22 protein-coding genes and 1 pseudogene are annotated in these 20827 nt (G+C 39.1%); 13 read left to right on the top strand and 10 right to left on the bottom strand.

The features are described from left to right. Positions 1 to 121: 121 nt before the first annotated feature. The 4 genes from pdsR to I6F45_RS03555 all read left to right on the top strand — a co-directional run bounded on the left by pdsR (position 122) and on the right by I6F45_RS03555 (position 4228). On the top strand, positions 122 to 811 hold the full coding sequence (pdsR, locus tag I6F45_RS03570) for a proteobacterial dedicated sortase system response regulator (RefSeq protein WP_197159642.1): 690 nt from the start codon (positions 122 to 124) through the stop codon (positions 809 to 811). Continuing rightward, positions 811 to 2949, top strand: coding sequence for a proteobacterial dedicated sortase system histidine kinase (gene pdsS, locus I6F45_RS03565; RefSeq protein ID WP_197159641.1), 2139 nt, complete (start codon positions 811 to 813; stop codon positions 2947 to 2949). The genes pdsR and pdsS overlap by 1 nt, the downstream gene beginning before the upstream one ends. A 600-nt stretch (positions 2950 to 3549) precedes the next feature. Next, positions 3550 to 4032, top strand: a complete 483-nt coding sequence (locus I6F45_RS03560) for a hypothetical protein (RefSeq protein WP_197159640.1) — start codon at positions 3550 to 3552, stop codon at positions 4030 to 4032. Then, complete coding sequence (locus I6F45_RS03555) at positions 4025 to 4228, top strand: helix-turn-helix transcriptional regulator (protein WP_197159639.1); 204 nt, start codon at positions 4025 to 4027, stop codon at positions 4226 to 4228. The genes I6F45_RS03560 and I6F45_RS03555 overlap by 8 nt, the downstream gene beginning before the upstream one ends. A 174-nt stretch (positions 4229 to 4402) precedes the next feature. Here the strand turns inward: I6F45_RS03555 and I6F45_RS21595 are convergent. After that, positions 4403 to 4594, bottom strand: a pseudogene (locus I6F45_RS21595) (hypothetical protein); the annotation flags it as partial. A 227-nt stretch (positions 4595 to 4821) separates the two neighbouring features. Here I6F45_RS21595 and I6F45_RS03550 point away from each other — a divergent pair. Then, positions 4822 to 4986, top strand: a complete 165-nt coding sequence (locus tag I6F45_RS03550; RefSeq protein WP_007581574.1) for a hypothetical protein — start codon at positions 4822 to 4824, stop codon at positions 4984 to 4986. Between the two features lie 5 nt (positions 4987 to 4991). On the opposite strand, the gene I6F45_RS03545 is transcribed toward I6F45_RS03550, so the two are convergent. After that, entirely contained in the window at positions 4992 to 6242 is a 1251-nt protein-coding gene (locus I6F45_RS03545) for a multifunctional CCA addition/repair protein (RefSeq protein WP_197118652.1), read from the bottom strand. A gap of 132 nt (positions 6243 to 6374) precedes the next feature. Between I6F45_RS03545 and I6F45_RS03540 the strand changes: the two genes are divergently transcribed. After that, on the top strand, positions 6375 to 6602 hold the full coding sequence (locus I6F45_RS03540) for a hypothetical protein (RefSeq protein WP_007581571.1): 228 nt from the start codon (positions 6375 to 6377) through the stop codon (positions 6600 to 6602). Between the two features lie 30 nt (positions 6603 to 6632). Here I6F45_RS03540 and I6F45_RS03535 read toward each other — a convergent pair whose 3' ends face one another. Genes I6F45_RS03535 through I6F45_RS03520 form a run of 4 tightly spaced genes read right to left on the bottom strand, consistent with a single transcriptional unit; the run spans position 6633 to position 10498 of the window. Next, entirely contained in the window at positions 6633 to 7133 is a 501-nt protein-coding gene (locus tag I6F45_RS03535) for a DUF1543 domain-containing protein (RefSeq protein WP_197159638.1), read from the bottom strand. Between the two features lie 8 nt (positions 7134 to 7141). Continuing rightward, a complete protein-coding gene (locus tag I6F45_RS03530) occupies positions 7142 to 8491 on the bottom strand; it encodes a sigma 54-interacting transcriptional regulator (RefSeq protein ID WP_010553151.1) in 1350 nt (449 codons plus the stop codon). A 2-nt stretch (positions 8492 to 8493) separates the two neighbouring features. Next, the gene (locus tag I6F45_RS03525; protein ID WP_197159637.1) at positions 8494 to 9039 is read right to left on the bottom strand and encodes a hypothetical protein; all 546 of its coding nucleotides are present in this window, start codon (positions 9037 to 9039) and stop codon (positions 8494 to 8496) included. Position 9040: 1 nt separating this feature from the next. After that, entirely contained in the window at positions 9041 to 10498 is a 1458-nt protein-coding gene (locus I6F45_RS03520) for a sensor histidine kinase (RefSeq protein ID WP_197159636.1), read from the bottom strand. A 330-nt stretch (positions 10499 to 10828) separates the two neighbouring features. Here I6F45_RS03520 and I6F45_RS03515 point away from each other — a divergent pair, with 330 nt between their 5' ends. The 4 genes from I6F45_RS03515 to I6F45_RS03500 all read left to right on the top strand — a co-directional run bounded on the left by I6F45_RS03515 (position 10829) and on the right by I6F45_RS03500 (position 11984). Continuing rightward, a complete protein-coding gene (locus I6F45_RS03515; RefSeq protein ID WP_007581561.1) occupies positions 10829 to 11062 on the top strand; it encodes a cag pathogenicity island protein Cag25 in 234 nt (77 codons plus the stop codon). Between the two features lie 24 nt (positions 11063 to 11086). Next, on the top strand, positions 11087 to 11314 hold the full coding sequence (locus I6F45_RS03510; RefSeq protein ID WP_007581559.1) for a hypothetical protein: 228 nt from the start codon (positions 11087 to 11089) through the stop codon (positions 11312 to 11314). Between the two features lie 187 nt (positions 11315 to 11501). Further along, positions 11502 to 11738: a hypothetical protein gene (locus I6F45_RS03505; protein WP_007581558.1), complete on the top strand. Its 237-nt coding sequence runs from the start codon at positions 11502 to 11504 to the stop codon at positions 11736 to 11738. A 9-nt stretch (positions 11739 to 11747) separates the two neighbouring features. Next, complete coding sequence (locus I6F45_RS03500) at positions 11748 to 11984, top strand: calcium-binding protein (RefSeq protein ID WP_024598659.1); 237 nt, start codon at positions 11748 to 11750, stop codon at positions 11982 to 11984. A gap of 57 nt (positions 11985 to 12041) precedes the next feature. Here the strand turns inward: I6F45_RS03500 and I6F45_RS03495 are convergent, their stop codons facing one another. Beyond that, entirely contained in the window at positions 12042 to 12494 is a 453-nt protein-coding gene (locus I6F45_RS03495; RefSeq protein ID WP_197159635.1) for an energy transducer TonB, read from the bottom strand. Positions 12495 to 12676: 182 nt separating this feature from the next. Further along, a complete protein-coding gene (locus I6F45_RS21315; RefSeq protein ID WP_197159634.1) occupies positions 12677 to 13198 on the bottom strand; it encodes an energy transducer TonB in 522 nt (173 codons plus the stop codon). Between the two features lie 172 nt (positions 13199 to 13370). Here I6F45_RS21315 and I6F45_RS03485 point away from each other — a divergent pair, with 172 nt between their 5' ends. Beyond that, a complete protein-coding gene (locus I6F45_RS03485) occupies positions 13371 to 15053 on the top strand; it encodes an amidohydrolase (RefSeq protein WP_197159633.1) in 1683 nt (560 codons plus the stop codon). A gap of 52 nt (positions 15054 to 15105) precedes the next feature. Here I6F45_RS03485 and I6F45_RS03480 read toward each other — a convergent pair whose 3' ends face one another. Next, the gene (locus tag I6F45_RS03480) at positions 15106 to 15945 is read right to left on the bottom strand and encodes an HDOD domain-containing protein (RefSeq protein WP_024590070.1); all 840 of its coding nucleotides are present in this window, start codon (positions 15943 to 15945) and stop codon (positions 15106 to 15108) included. A gap of 296 nt (positions 15946 to 16241) precedes the next feature. On the opposite strand from I6F45_RS03480, the gene I6F45_RS03475 reads away from it, so the two are divergent. Next, a complete protein-coding gene (locus I6F45_RS03475; RefSeq protein WP_197159632.1) occupies positions 16242 to 17942 on the top strand; it encodes a dipeptidyl-peptidase 3 family protein in 1701 nt (566 codons plus the stop codon). Between the two features lie 41 nt (positions 17943 to 17983). Here I6F45_RS03475 and I6F45_RS03470 read toward each other — a convergent pair whose 3' ends face one another. Further along, complete coding sequence (locus I6F45_RS03470; RefSeq protein WP_165739623.1) at positions 17984 to 18388, bottom strand: HIT domain-containing protein; 405 nt, start codon at positions 18386 to 18388, stop codon at positions 17984 to 17986. A gap of 111 nt (positions 18389 to 18499) precedes the next feature. Here I6F45_RS03470 and I6F45_RS03465 point away from each other — a divergent pair, with 111 nt between their 5' ends. After that, entirely contained in the window at positions 18500 to 20725 is a 2226-nt protein-coding gene (locus I6F45_RS03465; protein ID WP_197159631.1) for a S9 family peptidase, read from the top strand. Positions 20726 to 20827: the final 102 nt, after the last annotated feature.

Genomic DNA, 20827 nt, shown 5'->3' with positions numbered 1-20827 from the left:
GGAGCAAAAATGGCAAACTGCTGAGCAATTGTGGCAAAAAAATGGCAATTGCCTTTTTAAGCGTACTTAGCTTAAAAACTTCGTTATAGTGCACAACAGAGGCAATAGGATAATGATTAGAATGAAAAAAATAGCCATCATTGAAGATGAACCCGCAATCCGCGAAAACTATATAGAGATGCTTAGCGCACAGGGCTACCAAGTGAGTGGCTTTGCAGATCGCGTCAGCGCAGAAGCTGAATTTAAAAATGCCCTACCCGATTTAGCCATTGTTGATATTGGCCTAGGCCATGAAATAGATGGGGGGTTTTTACTGTGCCAAACATTGCGTTCGCTTTCTAAAACACTGCCTATTATTTTTTTAACCGCCCGCGATAGCGAAATAGATACCGTATGCGGCCTGCGCATGGGCGCCGACGACTACCTAACAAAAGACATAAGCTTGGCTCACTTGGCTGCACGTATTGGTGCACTATTTCGCCGAATGGAAGCACTTGAACAACCCGCTGATGCAAACGCACTCATAACACGCGAGCAGTTAACGCTCGACACGCAACGTATGCAGGTATTTTGGCAGCAACAACTCGTTGATTTAACCGTAACCGAATTTTGGATGCTGCATTCACTCGCCCAGCGACCCGGCCATGTTAAAAGCCGTAACGAATTAATGAGCGATGCAAAAATTTACGTAGACGACAGCACAATTACCTCGCACGTAAAACGTATTCGTAAAAAGTTTGTAGCACTCGATGACGCCTTTGATTGTATAGATACCGTGTATGGCATGGGCTACAGGTGGGAACAACACTAATGCTACGATTTGGCCTGCGCAGTAAATTTATATTACTTTCATGTTTTTTGTTTTTGCTACCGTGGCTTGGCTACGAGTACGTATGGGAAATGGAAAAGTTTTTACGCCAAGGCCAAGAAAAAACCCTCGTAGGCACCACTCGAGCCCTTGCCACTGCATTACATGAGCGTCCCGCATTATTTGACGAACAAACCAACTTTTTAGACCAAGTAGTAAAAGGGCGCGATTTATACGCTTATAATCTTAAAAACCCTATTCAATTAGACGGTAAACTCACCGATTGGGAAAGCTACCAACCACTATTTTGGCATTACGATAAACGCTACTTACAAAAAACAAACAGTACTCATAAAGCCAGCGACTTGTCGTTTGATCACATGGTGGGCAAGTTTGATACTTACTTATATGCGCTATTTAAAATAACTGACGACACGCTTATCTATCGCGCTAAAAACAGCTTAAGCATTACCAATAACGATTATTTACAAATTGGCCTAAAAACGCCAGACGGTCAGTTTAATACTTACATTATTGCGCCGCGCCAAGATGGTTGGGTTAATGCGTTTGATGCAAATACCAAAGCCCCTTTTACAAAAATTCAGGGCTATTTTGAAAGTACCAAATCAGGATATAACGTAGAGCTGCGCTTTCCTATTAACATGCTGGGCAACAAACTTGGCTTTGCCATTGTTGACATTGATAGCAAAGAGGCATTATTAGAACCAAAAATAATGTCGACCTCAAACTTAAATAACCCGAACGATTTAGGCTCGGTATTAGTCCCTTCTCCAGAAATTAGCCGTATTTTAAAAGGCATGGGCCACAGTGGCAGCCGTATTTGGGTAGTCGATAATCATCATCGGGTATTGGCACAAACCGGCACTATTCAAAATGCCGATGGCGTATGGGCTGATGGACTTGCTAACCAGGCTCCCGAGACGTGGTGGCAACGCTTTGAGCAAAATTACTTGCACCCAATTTACTATAAAATATTAACGCGCCCAGAAAACGAGTTTTTAGATACCCTGCACGATGTAGCTTCTATGCAAGGCACGCACTTAGCAAAGGCATTAAAAGGCCAACCTGCATCGTCTTGGCGCTTAACCCCTGACAGCAAAGCCGTTATTTTATCGGCCGCTTACCCTATTTGGATTCAAGATCAAGTAATTGGCGCGGTAATAGCAGAGGAAACCACAAACGGCGTACGTACGCTGCGTAATAAATCGCTCGAAAAACTATTCAACGTTATTTTAGCCGTGATGCTAATTGGTACTGTCACGTTATTCTTTTTTGCCTCGCGTATATCGAACCGTATTAGGCGGCTGCGCGATACAGCTGAGCAAGCAATTGATGCACAAGGGCGTGTTACCGGCAGTATTAATTACAGCGACGCTAATGATGAAATTGGCGATCTGTCTCGTAGTTTTTCAAACATTGTCAGCCGACTTGGTGGCTATACCGATTACTTAGAAAATATGTCGTCGCGATTATCACACGAGCTGCGCACGCCTGTTGCCGTAGTGCGCTCGTCCCTCGAAAACTTACAAAGCTTGCCGCAAAACGAGCTGAGCCAAAAATACCTCGATCGTGCCAGTGAAGGCGTTGAACGCTTAGGTAAAATAATAACGACCATGAGCGAAGCCACTCGCCTCGAGCAAAGTATTCAAAGTAACGAGCCAGAGACTTTTGATTTACAAAAAGTAATAAATGGCTGCATGCAAGGCTATCAGCTTACTTACCCAAACCAGTTATTTTCGCTTGACGTATGCCAAAGCAAACTACCTATGCAAGGTGCACCGGAGTTTATAGCTCAGCTGCTTGATAAGCTTATTAATAACGCGCTGGAGTTCAGTGAAGCCAATACGGCGATTAATGTAAGCCTTAAGCAGAGCGAAAATAAAGCAACATTAACAGTGAGTAATACAGGTCCAGCGTTGCCCGAAGGACTCACTGAGCATATTTTTGACTCTATGGTGTCGGTGCGTAGCCAGCAAATGCAGCAACAACCGCATTTGGGATTAGGACTTTATATTGTAAGACTGGTGTGCGATTACCATAAAGGCAGTGTAACTGCGAAAAATAACGAACAAGCCGATGGTGCAGTGTTTGCTGTAAGCTTACCATTAGCGAGTGAGTAAAAAATGTTTTTGGCTCAATTGGCTTTAGCTTGACCTAGCGGGGTTAGCTAATAAAACTTAATTAAACCTGATAGGTTCATGCTTACTATTAACTGCCATAAAGCTGGAGCTTAGTTAAATGCAGTTATGACCACCCAAGCTCTACATACGTTTTCTTATCACTTTCAGGGAATGCAGTAGTGTACTCCCCCAGCCCATATATTTTTAATACTTAGTCATTGCTTCAAAATGAGACGAGGCTTCGCAAGTATTAGCATTTTACTTATCAATATTTTGATTCAATTGGTTACTTCAATTTCGCGAAAAATGCAAAAGAGGGTATTGAGTTGTTTTAATGGAGTTTTTTGGGAGAGATTACGGTGATTTTTGATTTGTTTCCTCACTCATTTTCACGCTTTCTCTCTCGTTATTGGCTAAGTACGGGCTCAATAATCACTCAACGCTAGCTAAAAGTGAAAAAAAGATTGTCTTTATGTAACCTTTAGGTATCATTGATACCTAAGGGTTACATATGGTGTATTTAGGTATCAAATGAAACCTTAAGTGGAGTAAAAACAATGCGACATTATTTGGTCGCCACTAAAAAGGGATATACAACAGATGGCAAAATCAATATCAGTACTACCAGAACAAGAACAGCAATATTTAACAATTACTGGAAAAACCAGCATTACTCTAGCGTTCTTCCTTTTAGCAGAGCTGCTTTCAACAGTAATGAATGAAACCAACTCAGTTATATATTGGCTAGTAGATTTAATTGTATTTGCGAGTTTTATCTATTTTCTTGTGTTAGGAACTAAATCCATAAAGTTTGCTAAACACATATCAAACCTAGGTTTCTGGACATACAAATTTAACGACGAGTATGTGGATTATGTCAGTTCGTTTAGCTTGCGCGCTACATGCCACATTATGGTAATGGGCGGAGCTTTCCTCGCTTATTGTGGCGACAGTAAGTGGTTTGTAGAGTTGATAACTCCCTTGGGGCTTACAGATGCACTTCAAGTATTGCTTTGCCTAGCAGCAGCTACACATGGCGCGTTAATTTTGTGGAAACTTCGCAAGGAAGAGCTTTATGAATGAAGATTTAGATAACCATATTCACAAGCTTCGATTGCGGCATAAAATTTCTCAGCAAGAGTTAGCGGATGTCATAGGCGTTTCTAGAAAAACCATTAGTACAGTAGAAACCGGGCGTTTCACACCATCGGTGGTTATTGCACTAAAAATTGCGGCTTATTTTGCTATTCCAGTCGAGCAAATATTTACTTTGAAATAAGTTTCTAACTCGAGAGTCTTTGAGAATGCACTCAGCAACGCTTAATGGCAATAAGTTAAGTGCTTTCATAAAAAAGAGCCCATACATAATGATCCCCCTAATGTGCGTTATTTGTAACAGCCCAACGAATGTTGGGCTTTTTTAAGGATGGTAAGAAACAGTTACAGATTTTCTTCAAAATAACTTATAGATTCTACGATATTCATCTAACCATAAACTTGGCTGCACGAAGCTGTGAAGCTCTGCCAGATGGATTGCGCCTCAAAATCTTCTTTTTCAAACCTTATCAAGCGTTGTAAAAAACGGCACAGCATCCTGGAAAAAGACTTTATCATCAAACATTAATAAACATATAAGCAATTTTTTATAAGCATAATTAGAAGGCTGAAAACTATTCACTATCCCTGTGAAAGCTATTTTTGAGCCCGCCTTTACATAACTAAAATAGCTAATAGAGCGGTTTAACGCGCCGCTTACCCCTTCAAAACTGCCGGTTACAATTTAGTACAACTTCAAATGTAACTATTCACTTTTAATTCAGTCGAATGACCATACCCTACATCATATTAAAGTATTAAATTGAAGGAATACTCATGAAACCATCACTAGAGCGTGAAGAACTAGACTTTATTTTTGACTTATACAGGCCCTCTAAAAAACCTGAGTCTGAAAATGTAAAACCAAAAAGTACAAACTACAAAGAGCTAAGAAAGCACGACGCGACTAAAAACCAAGGCGTATCGCACTACTTAGTCTAATTTTATTACGCTTGGGACTTCTCATGTTCTAAAAATGCTTTAATGCAGTTTATTTCTGCAAGTTTTACTTCTTCGCCTATTTCAGGGCCTTTTTTGCCATTTTTAAGTGCATTTTGCACTACCAGCTTCTTATCCATTTTTTGCAGTTCAGTATGAATTGCTCGCAGCTTAGCTGATTGCGGGTATGGCTTATCAACAAGTGTTTCACCACGCCCTTGTGCATCGCATTGGCATGCTTGGGTAAACGCTATAAAACGTTCTGGGTGTACCAACGCATTTAAGTTAGTCACTATTAGCTTGTGAATGGTTTGCGGCCTTAACTGATCAATCGTGTGGCAAAGGGTGTGATTATCACTGGTGAGTACACCAACATCGCGAAAACGGTTAGGCACTTTTAAGCGCTCACAAAACGCCTCAATAACTGCAACACCTTCGCGTTCGTGCCCACGTAGGTTTCCATATTTTTTAAAACTAAGCGCTTTTCCAAAATCATGGGTTAGTGCAGCAAAACGTGTTTCTAAATTAAAATTTAAATCGGCTGCACGCCTAAGTACCAGCATAGTATGTACAAATACATCACCTTCAGGATGATGGTTTGCCGGTTGCGGTACATTAACCATGCGCTCAAGTTCTGGAAAAATACCTAAGCCTTGCAGTGCTTCAAAATAAAGCTCAGGGTGCTTTTCACCCAGTGCTTTTTCAGTTTCAAGCCACACGCGCTCAGGTACTAAATGATTTAGCTCACCTTTATTTTTAAGCTCGCGCATTAATGCATACGTACTTGGGTGAATACGCCAATCACTGCCATAGCGCGCTAAAAAACGGGCAATACGCAGTACTCGAACAGGGTCTTCTACAAATGCCTCAGTGGTGTGGCGCAGTGTTTTATTTTGTAAGTCAGCTTGGCCATTAAACGGGTCAATAATATTACCGTGTTCATCAAGCGCCATTGAATTTATGGTTAAATCGCGTCTTGCTAAATCTTCTTCGAGCGTTACCGTTGGGCTGGCATCAACCACAAAGCCAGTATAGCCTTTGCCGCTTTTACGCTCTGTGCGCCCAAGCGCATATTCTTCTTTTGTTTTTGGGTGCAAGTAAACCGGAAAGTCGCTACCTATTGGTACAAAACCAAGCGATTCCATCGTTTTTGGTGTTTCACCAATCACTACATAATCGTTATCTTTTGATTTTATATTTAGCAGTTTGTCGCGCACTGCACCACCAACGAGGTAGACTTGTTTTAAGTTACTTTTCACTTTATTCCCATAAACATTAATAAAATTGTTTGATACTAATCATAACATTAATTAAAAAATTCTGCGGTGTTTGCCAAGCTTAAGTAAGCTCATTACAATGGCGCATTATTTTCAGCTATAGCCTCACAATTAATGAAAAACCATTCATCAAAAAAAGAACTTATGTTACTACCCATTTTATTAGTGGTTATTTTAATGTGTGTGGCGGGTCACTTTTTACTACAAGCAAACTTTCAAGACAGTAATGTGGTTGAATACATGTTAGCAGCACTGCCGTTTGCTATGTTTGGATTGGTTATTGTGGCGTTTAAAATGGCGGCTAAAAGCGAAAAGGATGAACAAAACGAGCAGGACTCTTAATCCTACTCAGTTTTAGCTACTTATTATAATTTAAAGTATGTGATAGCCAAACCAGTCTGGCTTTATAGGCTGCGATATACCGCTGGGCGTGAGCTTAATGTTTAGCTGGCTGTCGAGTAAATCAATGGCAAAGCAATCGTCTACGTCATGTAAATCATCTTTATGAATATGGCTAAGCCCTGCTAGCAAATCGCTTTTAGCCCGCTCTTTAGCTTCATGGCTACTGCTTGCAACATACAGTGCAAAGTCGTGTTGCTCAGCCATAGAATCACTTCTGTAAGCGCCTAAATTTACAAAATAGAGTTGTTTATTTTGTTCAACGTACGTATCAACAATCTCTACTTTAAAGCCATCAATATCATTAATTGCCATGTAGCTATCCATGTGAACACTACTTCTGTCGCCTACCCATTGGCTTTTTAACTTTGTATAAGTTTGCTCGATGTTTTGCCCTACAACAAAACGAATATCATGCATTTCAATGTGGCAACCTTGAATCCGGCCACCTAAATACACCATAAATAACTGCATGCTTTTCCTTAACCTAAATTATCAACATCAATATTATGCTTTTTAATCAACTTATAAAAATCTGAGCGATTGCGCTTGGCAAGCTTAGCGCCTTCGGCTACGTTACCACCTGCCATTTTTAAAGTGTTAATTACATAGTCGCGCTCAAACTCTTTTTTAGCGTCGTTTAGTGATAATGGTTCTACGTTTGTTTCGTTACTATTTAGCGCAGCTAATACTAAGTGCTCTGAAATAACATCGCTTGGCGTTAATGCTACAACCTGCTCTACTACGTTTTGTAGTTGGCGGATATTACCTGGCCAGTCGTAACGCACAAGCGCATGCATAGCATCGCTTGCAAAGTGTTTTTCAGTTTGCTTCATGCGCTTAGCAATACTTGCACTAAAGTGCTGTGCTAATAAGCTTATATCTTCGCGGCGTTCACACAGTGGCGGTAATTTTAAATTAACTACGTTTAAGCGATAGTATAAATCTTCTCTAAATTGCTGGTTTAAAATAGCTTCAGGAAGATTTTTATGTGTTGCCGATACAATACGTACATCGATTGCTATTTCTTCTTGAAAGCCTACGGGGCGAATTGTTTTTTCTTGTAATACGCGCAGTAACTTAACCTGCAAGTTAAGTGGCATATCGCCTATCTCGTCTAAAAATAGCGTGCCGCCCTCAGCTTGTTGAAACAAGCCTTGGTGATCTTTAATTGCGCCCGTAAAAGAGCCTTTTTTATGACCAAATAATTCAGACTCTAAAAGCTCCCCTGGTACAGCGCCGCAGTTAATTGCAACGAAAGGGCCACCGCTTACATGACTATGTTGATGGATAGCCTGTGCGAGTAGCTCTTTACCTGTACCACTAGCCCCCGAAATCAATACATTAACTTGCGTTGGCCCAAGTAGTTTTACTTGCTCTAACAAGTGCAGCATTGCACCACTGCGCGTAACTATATTACTTTTAGGTGCTGCTTCATCTGCATTAACACCATGTATTTCTATCGCTTTAGCAAGGCTGTCAAATAGCTCATCTTTATCTACAGGTTTAGTTATAAATGCAAAAATGCCCTGCTTAGTTGCCTCTACGGCATCAGGAATTGAGCCATGCGCTGTCATCATAATGACAGGTAATGCAGGGTAGCGGCTTTGCAACTGACGATGCAGTGCCATGCCATCCATTTCATCCATACGTAGGTCGGTTATTACGGCGTCAAACACTTGGCTTTTAAGTATTTGTAGTGCGGTTAAGCCGCTTTCACAGGTCGTTACTTCGTATCCTTTTGATTCGATACGAATAGCGAGCAGTTTTAATAAGCTAGCGTCGTCGTCAACGAGTAATACTTTTGCACCTTGAACTTTAGTTGCTGCCATAGTTACTGCTCCTTAGTTTCTTCTCGTAGTAAAAGCTGCTGCTCAATAGTTGCTAACGATGAGAGGGTTTCTTGCATTTTATTGTTAAGTGCTTGCTGCTCTTTTTTAGCATTTATTTGCATAGTCACTTGCTGCTTTTGAAGCCATAAATATTGCTTTATATCATCTGGCCAAAAGTAAGCTAAATCGAGTTTTAGCAACTTAGTCATTACCGTATTTGGATCATCATTTATGTTTAAGCACATAAATTTAAAAAAACGTTTAAGATCGTTTTCACCTGTAAAAATATCTTTTTTTGGCACCAATTTAAATCCGCCACACTGATTAGCGTGCCATGCAATAACTTGCTCTGCAGGCGGATAGCTTGGTTCAATTTTTGGTCTGGGTTTTGGACTAGGTTTACTGTTTTTGCCGTTCGTTATTTTGGTATCGACCACAGGTGCAGGTGTAATTGACACACGCTCTTCTTGCCCATTAGTAATTTCACAACCTGATATAACCATGCTGCTACTGAGCACACATAAAATAGCGATTAAACGCAAGCGCATGTTAATTAACTCCTAGATTTTTTGTTATGGGAATTTTAATTGAAAACCGGCAACCATGCGGTTCGTTATGCTCAACAGTAAGTGTACCTCTTAGCTGTTCAACAGACTCTTTCACAATAGTTAAGCCAAGCCCACTGCCTTGCAGCGTAACATTTTTACTGTGTTTACCTTGATAAAATGCGCTGAAAATTTGAGTTTTTTCTTGCTCTTTAATACCGCACCCTTTATCAAGTACAGCAATGCAAAGCTGGTTTTGCTCAAGCTCTAAATTAATAGTAACGCTTTGCTTATCTTGTGAAAATTTTAAGCCATTTGAAATAAGCTGAATTAAAATCATCTCAATAAGCTCACTAGGTAAAGCAAGCTGTTTATTAGGTAAGTTATTTTGCCATTGCAGAGCTTGCTGACGCGCACTTAAGCGATGTTCAAAATGGCTATTAATTTTATTAATAAGATAGCTAAACTCAACTTCGCTTAGGCTGTCTTTACTGGTGCGAATCGCATTATAACTCAGCAGGCTGTCAATCATTGTACGAAGGCGCACCATAGATTGACTAATAAGCTCAAGTACTGCTTTTTGCTCAGTAGTAATTGGGCCTACTATTTCATCAGTTAGTAAGTCAGTGCCTTCGACCATTGAAGCAAGCGGCGTTTTTAGCTCATGGGTAACATGGCGTAAAAAGGTATCTTTTTGCTGCTCAAGCATGTGAAGTTGCTCTTGCACCCATTGGAGTTTTTCTCCTAGCTCAACTAGCTCAGCGGAGCCTTTCACAGATATTTTTTGCTGCCAATGCCCCTGCCCTAGCTTATCAATAACCGTAGTTAACCCTTTTAGTCGCCCACTTATACGCCATAAAAAACCACCACCAACAATTAAAGTAAGTGGAATAAGTGCCACCAGCCAGTTTATAAATGAAGTTTGTAGGCTTGTAAGCTCATTTTGGTTATTGGTAATTTGCGCTTCATTTTTATCACGTAACCATAAAGTAAGCTCAGCAACTAAATCGCTCACTGGCACAAATAGCTCCGCTTGCTGTTGTTTTTTCTCAACAAGCTCTACATGCGCTGTTTGTAAGGTGGCATATAAGCGTTGCCATTGGTGGGTGTAATCTTTATCCGTGTTTACAAATTTAAGTTCATCAATACTTTGCAGGGATGATTGCCATTTATCGACAATGAGCTTATCTAACGATTCGCTTTTTAATACCCAGTTTTGCCTAGTGGCGCGCTCAAGGCTGTTGAGTTCTTGTTTTAGAGTATTAAACGATTTGGTAACTTGGTAGTTGTTACTCACGATACTTTGAGTCACTGCTAATTGCTTGTTAAGCGCATTTAAAAATACAATCACCACTATAGAAAGCGGGAGTAACGAAAGCAGCATACTCATTGCAAATTGCCCAATTAAATTAGGCCGCCAGTTAAGCATTGCATGGTATTTTTTAGCTATGGTTGCTGGCATTTCGTTTAGTCCTTTTAAGTTAAGCGTTCTATTATTAAGTACTTACCTTATACACTAGCTGAACCAGCAATTATATTTAATACGATTAACAGCCAGCGCTACAAAAACAATGTGTCGCCAAATAGAGACAACGTAAACCATTGATTTTTAAACCCTACCTTTAATCTCACTACATAGTGTTGCAAAAGACACACAAAAATTACAATAAACCCCGTAAAAACTTCCCACCCCTTTTAAGTTAAAAATATAAACACTTGAAAATTAACAACAATTATTTTTGGCATCATTTTTGTAATAGGAGTAATAACTTTAATCAATAAGGAAATAATTATGAACAAACGCATTTTAGTAATTTCATCATTACTGGCTTTAGGCTTTTTAGGCGCTAACGCACACGCAATGGACGTTCACGCGACTTTTAACGAGCTTGATAAAGACAGTAACGGCACATTAAGTGAAGCCGAAGCAGGTGAAGATGCCGTTCTACACGAAAATTTTTTACAAATTGATACTAATCAAGATGGGCAATTGTCGCTAGATGAATTCAAAAAATTTATTCAATAAACTCATTTAATAAGGAACGTGATTATGAAACAACTTATAGCCGCTTTTTCATTAATGTTTTTAGCAATTAGTGCCACCGTAATTGCATCGCCAACAAACGTGCGCTTTGCCCATTTAGATAAAGATATGGATGGACAAATATCTATTGTAGAAGCAAAGGAAGACAAAGAAGTAATGAGACAATTTGCCGACTTAGATGAAGACGGTGATGAAAAAGTCTCAAAAAAAGAATTTGAAAGCTTTAAGCCTTAATGAGTAATTACTGATTAAGCTTTACTTAAGCTTGTTACAAGTAAACTGAATTTAAAAGCATTTGCCATAATCCCTGAGGGAGTGTGTAAAAGGATTTAATGTTGGGAGTTAAATTACGGCAAGTGCTTTTTTCCTTTTTACTTTATTTTAGCCACGAACTTTTAATACATCTTTTGGAAGGAAAACCATGAAGATACTTTCCCTTGTTATAAGCATTTTAATGCTATTAAGTTTTGATGCCGCGGCACTTGATGTAAAGCAACGCTTTGATCACCTAGATAGCGACAAAAGTGGCTATTTAACACACGACGAACTTGATCCCCAACCACAACTTTTAAACACCTTTGTAAAATGGGACAAAAACCAAGATAACCAAATTTCGCTAGTCGAATTTAAAAGTTATCTAACTAACAACCTTTACTAAGTGATTTGTATGAAAAGTATTAGCTATATAACGCTGCTGGCGTTTAGTATTTTTAGCACATTTAGTTTTGCCGCAAGTAACGACATTGCAAAGCAATTTAAAAAGCTAGATAGGAATAAAGACGGTTTTTTATCACGTTCAGAAACCGCTATAGACCCGGCTTTGTGGTCACGGTTTTCAAGCTACGACAGTGACAAAGACGGTAAATTAGCATTAAATGAATATGGCTTATATGCAAGTAAGTAGTTTTATAGCTAGGTAAAAAAACACCTAGCTTATTATATTTATATCTATTAATTACGTTCAGGTTTTATTTTTAGAACAATGCGCCAAATACTCTGCATCAGTAGGTTTTGGGCTTACCATAAAATCCATTTTGAGATAAGTTAGAACAGGTTGATTACTCGTATTTTCAGTTGTCGCTTTCCAGCGCCATAAACCCACAGCAGCTGCCGCATTATTATCAAACACGCCCTCTGGGTAAGACGAGATAACCTTATACCCTTGGGCTTCACCTTGTGAATTAATTAACATAGCAAGCTCAACACAACCTGAAATACTTTTCTTTGCAGCTTCTATCGGATAGCGCGGCTCTACTCTTTTAACAACATCCCAGTATTCACCGGCCTTACTTCGCAGTTCAGGACTCGATAAATCAATAAAACTCGGCATTTTATCGCTTACTTGTTTATCAGACGTTGAACTACAGGCTATTAGCATCATACTCAAGGGGAGTAATAAATAGAGAGCTTTCATAGCATTTCCTTATTCTTGATGCTTATTTAGTTATTTGTAATATTCGTATTAAACTCATACCCATCAGATTTTATAAAGGTTCGAGCTAAAATATTACACAAACTGAAAGTAACTTTAAAGTGAGGTAAATAAGTACTTTTTTTTCAAACCTTGTAATTTTTCTCGTTACTTGAAATGTTTCATCAGTAGGAGATTCTTTTAATTTTACCTGTTACTTGAAATGTTTCGCCAGCCGGACAATTTTTTAGATATTTTTTACCTACAGGTATTGAATCAATCATGAAATCAATTCTGATATGCGTAAGTACAGGTTGTTTAACTACATTTACGTTAGTAGGCAGCCAGGCCCATGTATTTAAAGATTGAGCTGCTGCTTCATCAAATAACCCTTTAGGATATGAAGAAATTACTTTATATCCTTGCGCCTTACCCTCAGAATTAATAATAGTCATGAGTTCTACACAACCTGCAAGACCTTTTTTTGCAGCAGCTATTGGATATCGTGGTTCTGTTCTTGTGGAAATATTCCAATAGTCTTTCACCCTGTCGCGCAGTTCAACACTTGATAAATCTATATAATCGCGTATTTCAGCATTTGATACATCAGTATGGTTTAGCTTTTCTACACTTTTATCTGCAGTAGGTGTCGATCCACATGCCGCAAGTAATGAAGTTAATGGGAGTAATAAATAGAGGGCTTTCACAGCGTTTCCTTATGCTTTATTGATTGTTTTACATACTAAACAATCACATAAATTACCTATTTTGTAAACAGTTAATATAGAGAAAAGCCTTAAAATGAGGTCTATCAATTCATTGGTATTATAAAATCAAGTTTGTTAATGTAAGTAAATTAACAATAAAAATTAAGTAACTATGCCACTCAAAAAAATAATCAAACCACTCATACTAGCCAGCCTTTGCGCTAGTTCTAGTTACACTCTCGCACAAACAAAAGTAATTTATAACGCCAATGGTTATACCCCTTTATACAAAGGTGAAGTACAGCAGTTTTCTACCCTCGTTATTAAAAATGGCAAGGTAGTTAAGCTCGGTAGCGAAACACTTAAAGATAGCTACCCAGATGCCAAGCTAATTGACGCGCATGGTAATACCTTATTACCTGGCTTAATTGATGCTCATGGGCACGTTATTGGCCTTGGCGACAATTTATCGCAACTTGACGTACGCGGCGCAACATCGGTTGATGAAGTAACAAATAAACTAAAAGTATTTGCCGATAACAAACAAGGTTGGATTATTGGGCGAGGTTGGAACCAAGAGCTTTGGGCTGATACACGCTTTCCTACAGCTAAAGATTTAGACAAAGTAGTGAGCGATCGACCTGTGGTTCTTTCGCGGGTTGATAGTCACGCCATTTGGGTTAATTCAAAAGCGCTCGAACTTGCTGGTATTAACGCCCAAAAAAAAGCGCCTGAAGGCGGTGAAATAATTAAAGACGAATTTGGCAATCCTACGGGTATTTTTGTAGATAAAGCAGAATCGCTAATTACCCAGCATATGCCAGCCCCTTCAAAGCAAGATATAAGTGACTCACTAGATGCAGCAGGTAAGCATTTATTAAGTTTAGGCATTACCTCTACTCACGATGCAGGTATTGATAAAGCCACATGGGAGGTTTACAAAGAGCGCGGCGACCTTGGTAATTTACCGCTACGTATTGTGGCAATGTTAAGTGGTGCAAGCCCTGATTTAAATACAATGTTAAAGGCAGGCCGATACCACGACAAAAATGACTTTATGGAAATTCGCAGTGTTAAAGTTTACGCCGATGGCGCACTTGGCTCTCGCGGAGCCGCTCTGATTGAAGAATACGCAGACAGACCTGGTCACCATGGTTTAATGCTTGAAACACAAGAAAAACTCGAAGCGCTCTTTACACAAAGCTTTAAAAGCGGCTTTAGCGCAAATACCCACGCCATTGGCGATAAAGCAAATAAAGTAGTACTTGATGCTTATCAAAATGTGTTTAAAAAAACGGGCGGTATATTACTACGTAACCGAATAGAGCACGCACAAATTGTAACGCCTGTGGATATCCCTCGCTTTAAAGCGTTAAAAATAATCCCTTCAATGCAGCCAGTACATGCCACTTCTGATATGCATATGGCAGAGCAACGCTTAACTGAAAAACAATTAAGCGGTGCCTATGCTTGGCAAACATTTTTACAGCAAGGTTCGGTGGTTGCGGCAGGCTCTGATTACCCTGTAGAGCTTGCAAATCCATTTGATGGTTTGTATTCAGCCATTACACGCATGGATCATAACAAACTACCGGAAAACGGCTGGCGCGCAAGTGAAGTACTAAGCCGCGAAGATGCATTACGTGCATTTACTCTCGGTGGCGCTTATTCAGCTCATCAAGAATTTAAGGTGGGTAGTTTAGAAAAAGGTAAATGGGCCGACTTTATTTTACTTGATAAAGACTACTTTAAAATACCTGTTGACGAGATATACAAAACAAACGTACTGCAAACATGGGTAGCAGGAATAAAACGGTACGAAAAAACCAAAACAGAAAATACTATCGATAAATAAACAAAAAGGGTTAACGCAAGTTAACCCTTTTTGTTTGTGTAATAAAACATGTTTAGCTAAACATGTTTTTCACATCTTTTAGCATATCGTTGTATTCATCACTTGTGAATAATTGCATAGACGGTATTACACCTTTATCTATGTACGTTTGCAGCGCTGCTGACTTATCAGAAACCTGTAATGTTCCCTCTAAAATAGCGCCTACTCGAATAAAGTCTACGTAGCTAACTTTATCAGGTTTGTAACTTGGATCTGCCCAGCTTAGAGCTACATCAACAAACTCTTTAGGAAATTCCCACGCTTGCATAATCGATGAGCCAATTTTCCCACTCAGCTTTTGAATTGCGTGCGCTAAAAAGCTTGGGTTGGCAAACACTTCAGGGTGGCGCTCAGCTTCTGTTAAAATTGGTAATACACCAATATTATAAACAAGCGCAGCTAATGTAATTGAATCACGATTTAATGAAGTGTGTTTATTGTTTTTTAAGTAAAATTCCATGAGTGTTATTGAATGGCTAGCAACGGTTAATGTTTTTTGCCAAGCCTTGCCCATGTAGCCTTTAATTAGCTCATTGTTTGATACAAATAATTGCTCCATAGCCATAGCCGTTGCAATATTTTTAATTTGGCGCAACCCAATGCGAGTCACTGCTTGTTGTAAATTAGATACTTTTACAGAACGTCCCATAATCGCACTATTAGCTACTTTTATCATACGAGCTGAAAGCGCTGGGTCTTGTGAGATTACATCTGACATTTGCATTAAATTCACATCAGGGTTATCTGCAGCTTGGCGAACCTTAATCGCTACTTCAGGTAGCGTTGGTAAAACCAACGTATCGTTATTTATTCTATCGACTAGAATCGTTAATAAAGCGTTTTCTGTAGACATGTAGCTGCCGTCCTTTTGTGTTCAGCCTGTAAAGTAACTGCAAACTCAGGCAGTTAATTTTCGTATTAGTAATATAATTAGTATTGTCTAACTTACCGATAAAGTTAAGAAAATTATAGAAGTTTATTTTTATTTATAATGCTTTATCGCTCATGCTTGCCTTACAACGCCAAATACTTGCTATTTACTATTTAGTTTTGCTTTAATGCACTCACAATAAGGAAGCGTTTGTACATATTTAGTCTTTTAACTAAAGCAGTACAAATTATTAAACTTACTTTTTAACAGGCAATATAATGATCTTAAATAAAATTAGCCAAGCAATTATGCTCTCTGGTGTCGTTTTTCTTAGTGCATGTTCTGAACAAGCGCCGTCTTCTACCGACAACACAGCCACAGAGCTTGCTCAAAAAAGCAGTGCACAATCAGGCCCTGAGCTTATTAATGCAAATAACCAACGTTTAGATATTTACACCGACTTTAGCTTACAAAGTGATTTATCGCACTTAAGCGATAACCAACGAGCAATGGTTGCAAAGCTTATTGATGCTTCAAAAATAATGGATGAGTTATTTTGGAAACAATCTTTTGGCGAAAATAAAGACGCTTTTTTAGCAAAACTAAACGACGACAAAGTACGTAAATTTGCCGATATTAACTACGGTCCATGGGATCGTTTAAATGGCGATGAAGCGTTTTTATCCAGCTATAAAGAAAAACCTCTTGGCGCACAGTTTTACCCTGCCGATATAACCAAAGAAGAGTTAAACAATGCAGATGTTGAAGACAAAACAGGCCTTTACTCTGTAATTAAGCGTGATGAGCAAGGTAAGCTTTACAGCGTGCCATATTCAAAAGAATACGCTAATGACCTTGCAAAAGCCGCTGACCTTTTACGTCAAGCAAGCAAACTTGCTGACGATAAAGAGTTTGCTAACTATCTAAACTTGCGTGCTGATGCTCTACAAAAGGATGACTTCCAAGTATCTGACTTTGCCTGGATGGATATGAAAAACAACCCAGTAGATGTGGTTATTGGTCCAATTGAGACTTATGAAGATCAATTATTTGGTTACCGCGCAGCTTATGAATCTTACGTACTTATTAAAGATTTAAAATGGAGCGAACGCTTAGCTAAGTTTGCCGCATTTTTACCGGAGCTTCAAAAAGACTTACCCGTTGATGCTAAGTACAAACAAGAAGTACCAGGCTCTGACGCCGACCTAAATGCATATGATGTTGTTTACTACGCTGGGCATTCAAACGCGGGGAGTAAAACAATTGCAATTAACTTACCAAACGATGAGCAAGTACAGCTAGAAAAAGGAACTCGTCGCTTGCAACTTAAAAATGCCATGCGTGCTAAATTTGATAAAATTTTAGTACCAATTTCAAAGCAGTTAATTGTACCTGAGCAGCGTAAACACATTACTTTTGATGCATTTTTTGCCAATACGATGTTCCATGAAGTCGCTCACGGTTTAGGTATTAAAAATACAATCACAGGTAAAGGTACTGTTCGTCAATCATTACAAGAACACGCAAGTGCGCTTGAAGAAGGTAAAGCCGACATTTTAGGCCTGTACATGATTGAGCAATTACTTAAAAAGGGCGAAATTACAGAAGGAACTATTGAAGATTATTACACGACCTTCATGGCGGGTATATTCCGCTCAGTTCGTTTTGGAGCATCAAGTGCGCATGGTAAAGCAAATATGATCCGCTTTAACTTTTTTGCTCAAGAAGGCGCTTTTTCTAAAAATGAAGAAGGCCTGTACCGCGTTAATATGGAAAAAATGAGCATTGCAATGGCCAAGCTTTCTCGCTTAATTTTAACCTTACAAGGTGATGGCGATTACGAAAAAGTAGATCAACTAATTGCAACGCATGGCGATATAAAAGAAGAACTTGCTGAAGACTTAGAAAAACTAAGTAAAGCAAATATCCCTGTAGATGTAACGTTTAAGCAAGGTAAAGAAGTACTAGGGCTTAAGTAGTTTTAGTTAAACTTAGCTAAACCCTAAAAAAGCGTTGCAGCTTAAAACTGCAGCGCTTTTTTTAACTCTGTAATTTGTACATCTGTATACGGCACAGCTGGATACTTACCCCAAATTGGCGCAGGCCAAGCAGCATCAGTAGTAAAGCGTGCAATATGGTGAATATGTAATTGCGGCACCATATTACCCAAAGCCGCTATGTTTAACTTATAAGGGCTAAACACATCCATTAATAATTTACTTAGCTTGGCTGACTCTTTTAAATACACAATTTGATCATCCTCAGATAAATCAATTATCTCTTTTAAGTTAGCCTGCCTAGGCACTAATACAAACCACGGATATTGGCTGTCGTTCAATAAAAGTACTTTACACAGTGGCCAATCGGCAAGCTCTATACAGTCGCGTTTAAGTTCTGGCGCTAGTTTAAATTCAGGGTTAGTCATTGTTATGTCCTACTTTGTCTTTAATAATCGCCACTTTATAGCATTTAGTTGCAGTTGCACACGCTTGGCTTTACCATCAAAGCAATATTTATAATAAGCTAAGGCAACCTTGTGCTAAAAAAAATAAAACACCTCTCACTAGCCCTCCCATTAATGGTTGGCGCTATTAGTGTTCAAGCAAAACCTTTATCGTTGGAGCGTATTTTTGACGATCCGAGCCTTTCGGGTAAATCACCTGTACAACTTAAATTTTCGCCTGACGGCAGCCGTGTAACTTATTTACAAGGCAAAAGCGATGACTACAACCGCTACGATTTATGGGAATACAATCTAAAAGATAACACCAACCGTGTGCTAGTTGATTCGGCAAAGTTATTTTCAGGCCCAGAAAACCTATCTGATGAAGAAAAAGCACGCCGCGAACGCCAACGTATTTTTGGTAAAGGCATATTAGAATACAAATGGTCTAAAAACGGTAAAGCACTTTTATTCCCACTTAACGGCGACCTTTACTATTACGATTTAGCCTCTGCTAAAAGTAAAAAACTAACCGACACTGAAACATTTGAAACCGATGCACGCTTTTCACCTAAAGGTAACTACGTATCATTTATTCGAGAGCAAAATCTTTATGCTTTAGAGCTTGATTCAGGTAAAGAGATTCAGCTTAGTAAAGATGGCGGTGGCGTAATTAAAAACGGTATGGCCGAGTTTGTTGCTCAAGAAGAAATGAGCCGCATGACGGGTTATTGGTGGTCAGGGGATGAAACTAAAATTGCCTATACCCGTGTTGACGAAACACCAGTAAAAGAAGCTATCCGTAACGAAATTTACGCTGATGAAGTTAAGTTATTTAACCAACGCTACCCGTTTACAGGTACCGACAACGTTAAAATTCAACTGGGTGTTGTTAAACTTAACGATCAAAAAGTAAATTGGATTGATTTAGGTAAAGATGAAGACATTTATATAGCGCGTGCTAAATGGCTGAAAGACGGCAATACATTGTCGTACCAATGGCAAAATCGCTCGCAACATAAATTAGAGCTGCGTTTTTATAACAGCGAAACTAAAGCACAAAAAGTAGCACTAACCGAAAACAGCGATACATGGATTAACCTACATTTTGATCTTGAGTTTTTAAAAGACAAAAAGCACTTTGTATGGGCATCTGAGCGCGACGGTTTTAAACACTTATATCTGTATCGCACAAACGGTCAACTTGTTCGCCAAATTACTTCTGGCGATTGGGCTGTTGATAGCTTAAAAGGCATTGATGAGAAAAAAGGCATTGTTTACTTTGCTGGTCGTAAAGACACTCCTCTTGAGAGCCATTTATACAGTGCGCCTTTATTTAAAAAAGGCGATGCCAAACGTATCACCGAAAAAGGTCAGTACCATAATGTTGTGCTAGCAAAAGACAGCAAAACCTTTATCGATAATAGCTCATCTGATAACACACCAAATTCAGCAGCGCTTCGCAAAATAAACGGCGAATTTATTACATGGCTTGAAGAAAATAAGCTTGATAGTAACCATCCGCTGACCCCTTATTTAAGCGATTTAACAAAACCAGAATACGGCACAATTAAAGCCGAAGATGGTCAAGTTATGCATTACCGTTTATTTAAGCCAAGTAACGTAACCGATGGCAAAAAGCATCCTGTTATTGTTAATGTGTACGGCGGCCCGCATGCTCAGCGAGTAACGAATAGCTGGCGCAGTAAAAACTTGTACTTTCAATACATGGCGCAACAAGGTTACGTAATTTTTCAACTAGATAACCGTGGTTCGTACAACCGTGGTAAAAAGTTTGAAGATGCTATTTATAAAAACCTAGGCGTGGTTGAAGTTGCCGATCAAATTAAAGGCGTAGAGTTTTTACGTACACTTGATTACGTAGACCCACAACGCATTGGTGTTTATGGCCACAGCTACGGCGGCTATATGGCACTTATGACTATGTTTAAAGCAGGCGATTACTTTCAGGCTGGCGTATCAGGTGCTCCAGTAACCGATTGGGCATTATACGATACACATTACACTGAGCGTTATTTAGGTCACCCTGATACGAATGCTAAAGGCTACGAAGACAGCGCAGTATTTCCATATGCAGATGGCTTAAAAGGCCCATTAATGATTTATCATGGAATGGCTGACGACAACGTATTGTTTACGCATTCAACTAAATTGTTTAAACAACTACAAGATAACGAAAAACAGTTTGAAATGATGACCTACCCAGGCTCTAAGCACAGCCTACGTGGTAAACAAGTGCAAACACACTTACATCAAACAATTACAAACTTCTTTAATCGCCATTTTGACGTTAAATAAGCAAGTAAAGTAATAACAGACTAAAGGCTGATTGATAAATCAGCCTTTTTTTTGCATTAATAGGCGTTAAGCCTAGATTAAACTCTTTTTTTAGCTACGCTT

Origin of the sequence: Pseudoalteromonas sp. SWYJZ19 (assembly GCF_015864375.1) — a bacterium.
Classification (GTDB): domain Bacteria; phylum Pseudomonadota; class Gammaproteobacteria; order Enterobacterales; family Alteromonadaceae; genus Pseudoalteromonas; species Pseudoalteromonas arctica.
The sequence above is the reverse complement of the archived record's forward strand: the minus strand, read 5'-3'. Positions and strand labels throughout refer to the sequence as shown.

Bases quoted from the DNA above. Each gene is read 5' to 3' on its own strand.
- I6F45_RS03560 (WP_197159640.1), top strand. From the start codon at position 3,550: ATGGCAAAATCAATATCAGTACTACCAGAACAAGAACAGCAATATTTA.
- I6F45_RS03480 (WP_024590070.1), bottom strand. From the start codon at position 15,945: ATGTCTACAGAAAACGCTTTATTAACGATTCTAGTCGATAGAATAAAT.
- I6F45_RS03515 (WP_007581561.1), top strand. From the start codon at position 10,829: ATGAACAAACGCATTTTAGTAATTTCATCATTACTGGCTTTAGGCTTT.
- I6F45_RS03550 (WP_007581574.1), top strand. From the start codon at position 4,822: ATGAAACCATCACTAGAGCGTGAAGAACTAGACTTTATTTTTGACTTA.
- I6F45_RS03475 (WP_197159632.1), top strand. From the start codon at position 16,242: ATGATCTTAAATAAAATTAGCCAAGCAATTATGCTCTCTGGTGTCGTT.
- I6F45_RS03485 (WP_197159633.1), top strand. From the start codon at position 13,371: ATGCCACTCAAAAAAATAATCAAACCACTCATACTAGCCAGCCTTTGC.
- pdsS (WP_197159641.1), top strand. From the start codon at position 811: ATGCTACGATTTGGCCTGCGCAGTAAATTTATATTACTTTCATGTTTT.
- I6F45_RS03530 (WP_010553151.1), bottom strand. From the start codon at position 8,491: ATGGCAGCAACTAAAGTTCAAGGTGCAAAAGTATTACTCGTTGACGAC.
- I6F45_RS03495 (WP_197159635.1), bottom strand. From the start codon at position 12,494: ATGAAAGCTCTCTATTTATTACTCCCCTTGAGTATGATGCTAATAGCC.
- I6F45_RS03500 (WP_024598659.1), top strand. From the start codon at position 11,748: ATGAAAAGTATTAGCTATATAACGCTGCTGGCGTTTAGTATTTTTAGC.
- I6F45_RS03540 (WP_007581571.1), top strand. From the start codon at position 6,375: ATGAAAAACCATTCATCAAAAAAAGAACTTATGTTACTACCCATTTTA.
- I6F45_RS03555 (WP_197159639.1), top strand. From the start codon at position 4,025: ATGAATGAAGATTTAGATAACCATATTCACAAGCTTCGATTGCGGCAT.
- pdsR (WP_197159642.1), top strand. From the start codon at position 122: ATGAAAAAAATAGCCATCATTGAAGATGAACCCGCAATCCGCGAAAAC.
- I6F45_RS03520 (WP_197159636.1), bottom strand. From the start codon at position 10,498: ATGCCAGCAACCATAGCTAAAAAATACCATGCAATGCTTAACTGGCGG.
- I6F45_RS03510 (WP_007581559.1), top strand. From the start codon at position 11,087: ATGAAACAACTTATAGCCGCTTTTTCATTAATGTTTTTAGCAATTAGT.
- I6F45_RS03535 (WP_197159638.1), bottom strand. From the start codon at position 7,133: ATGCAGTTATTTATGGTGTATTTAGGTGGCCGGATTCAAGGTTGCCAC.
- I6F45_RS03470 (WP_165739623.1), bottom strand. From the start codon at position 18,388: ATGACTAACCCTGAATTTAAACTAGCGCCAGAACTTAAACGCGACTGT.
- I6F45_RS03505 (WP_007581558.1), top strand. From the start codon at position 11,502: ATGAAGATACTTTCCCTTGTTATAAGCATTTTAATGCTATTAAGTTTT.
- I6F45_RS03525 (WP_197159637.1), bottom strand. From the start codon at position 9,039: ATGCGCTTGCGTTTAATCGCTATTTTATGTGTGCTCAGTAGCAGCATG.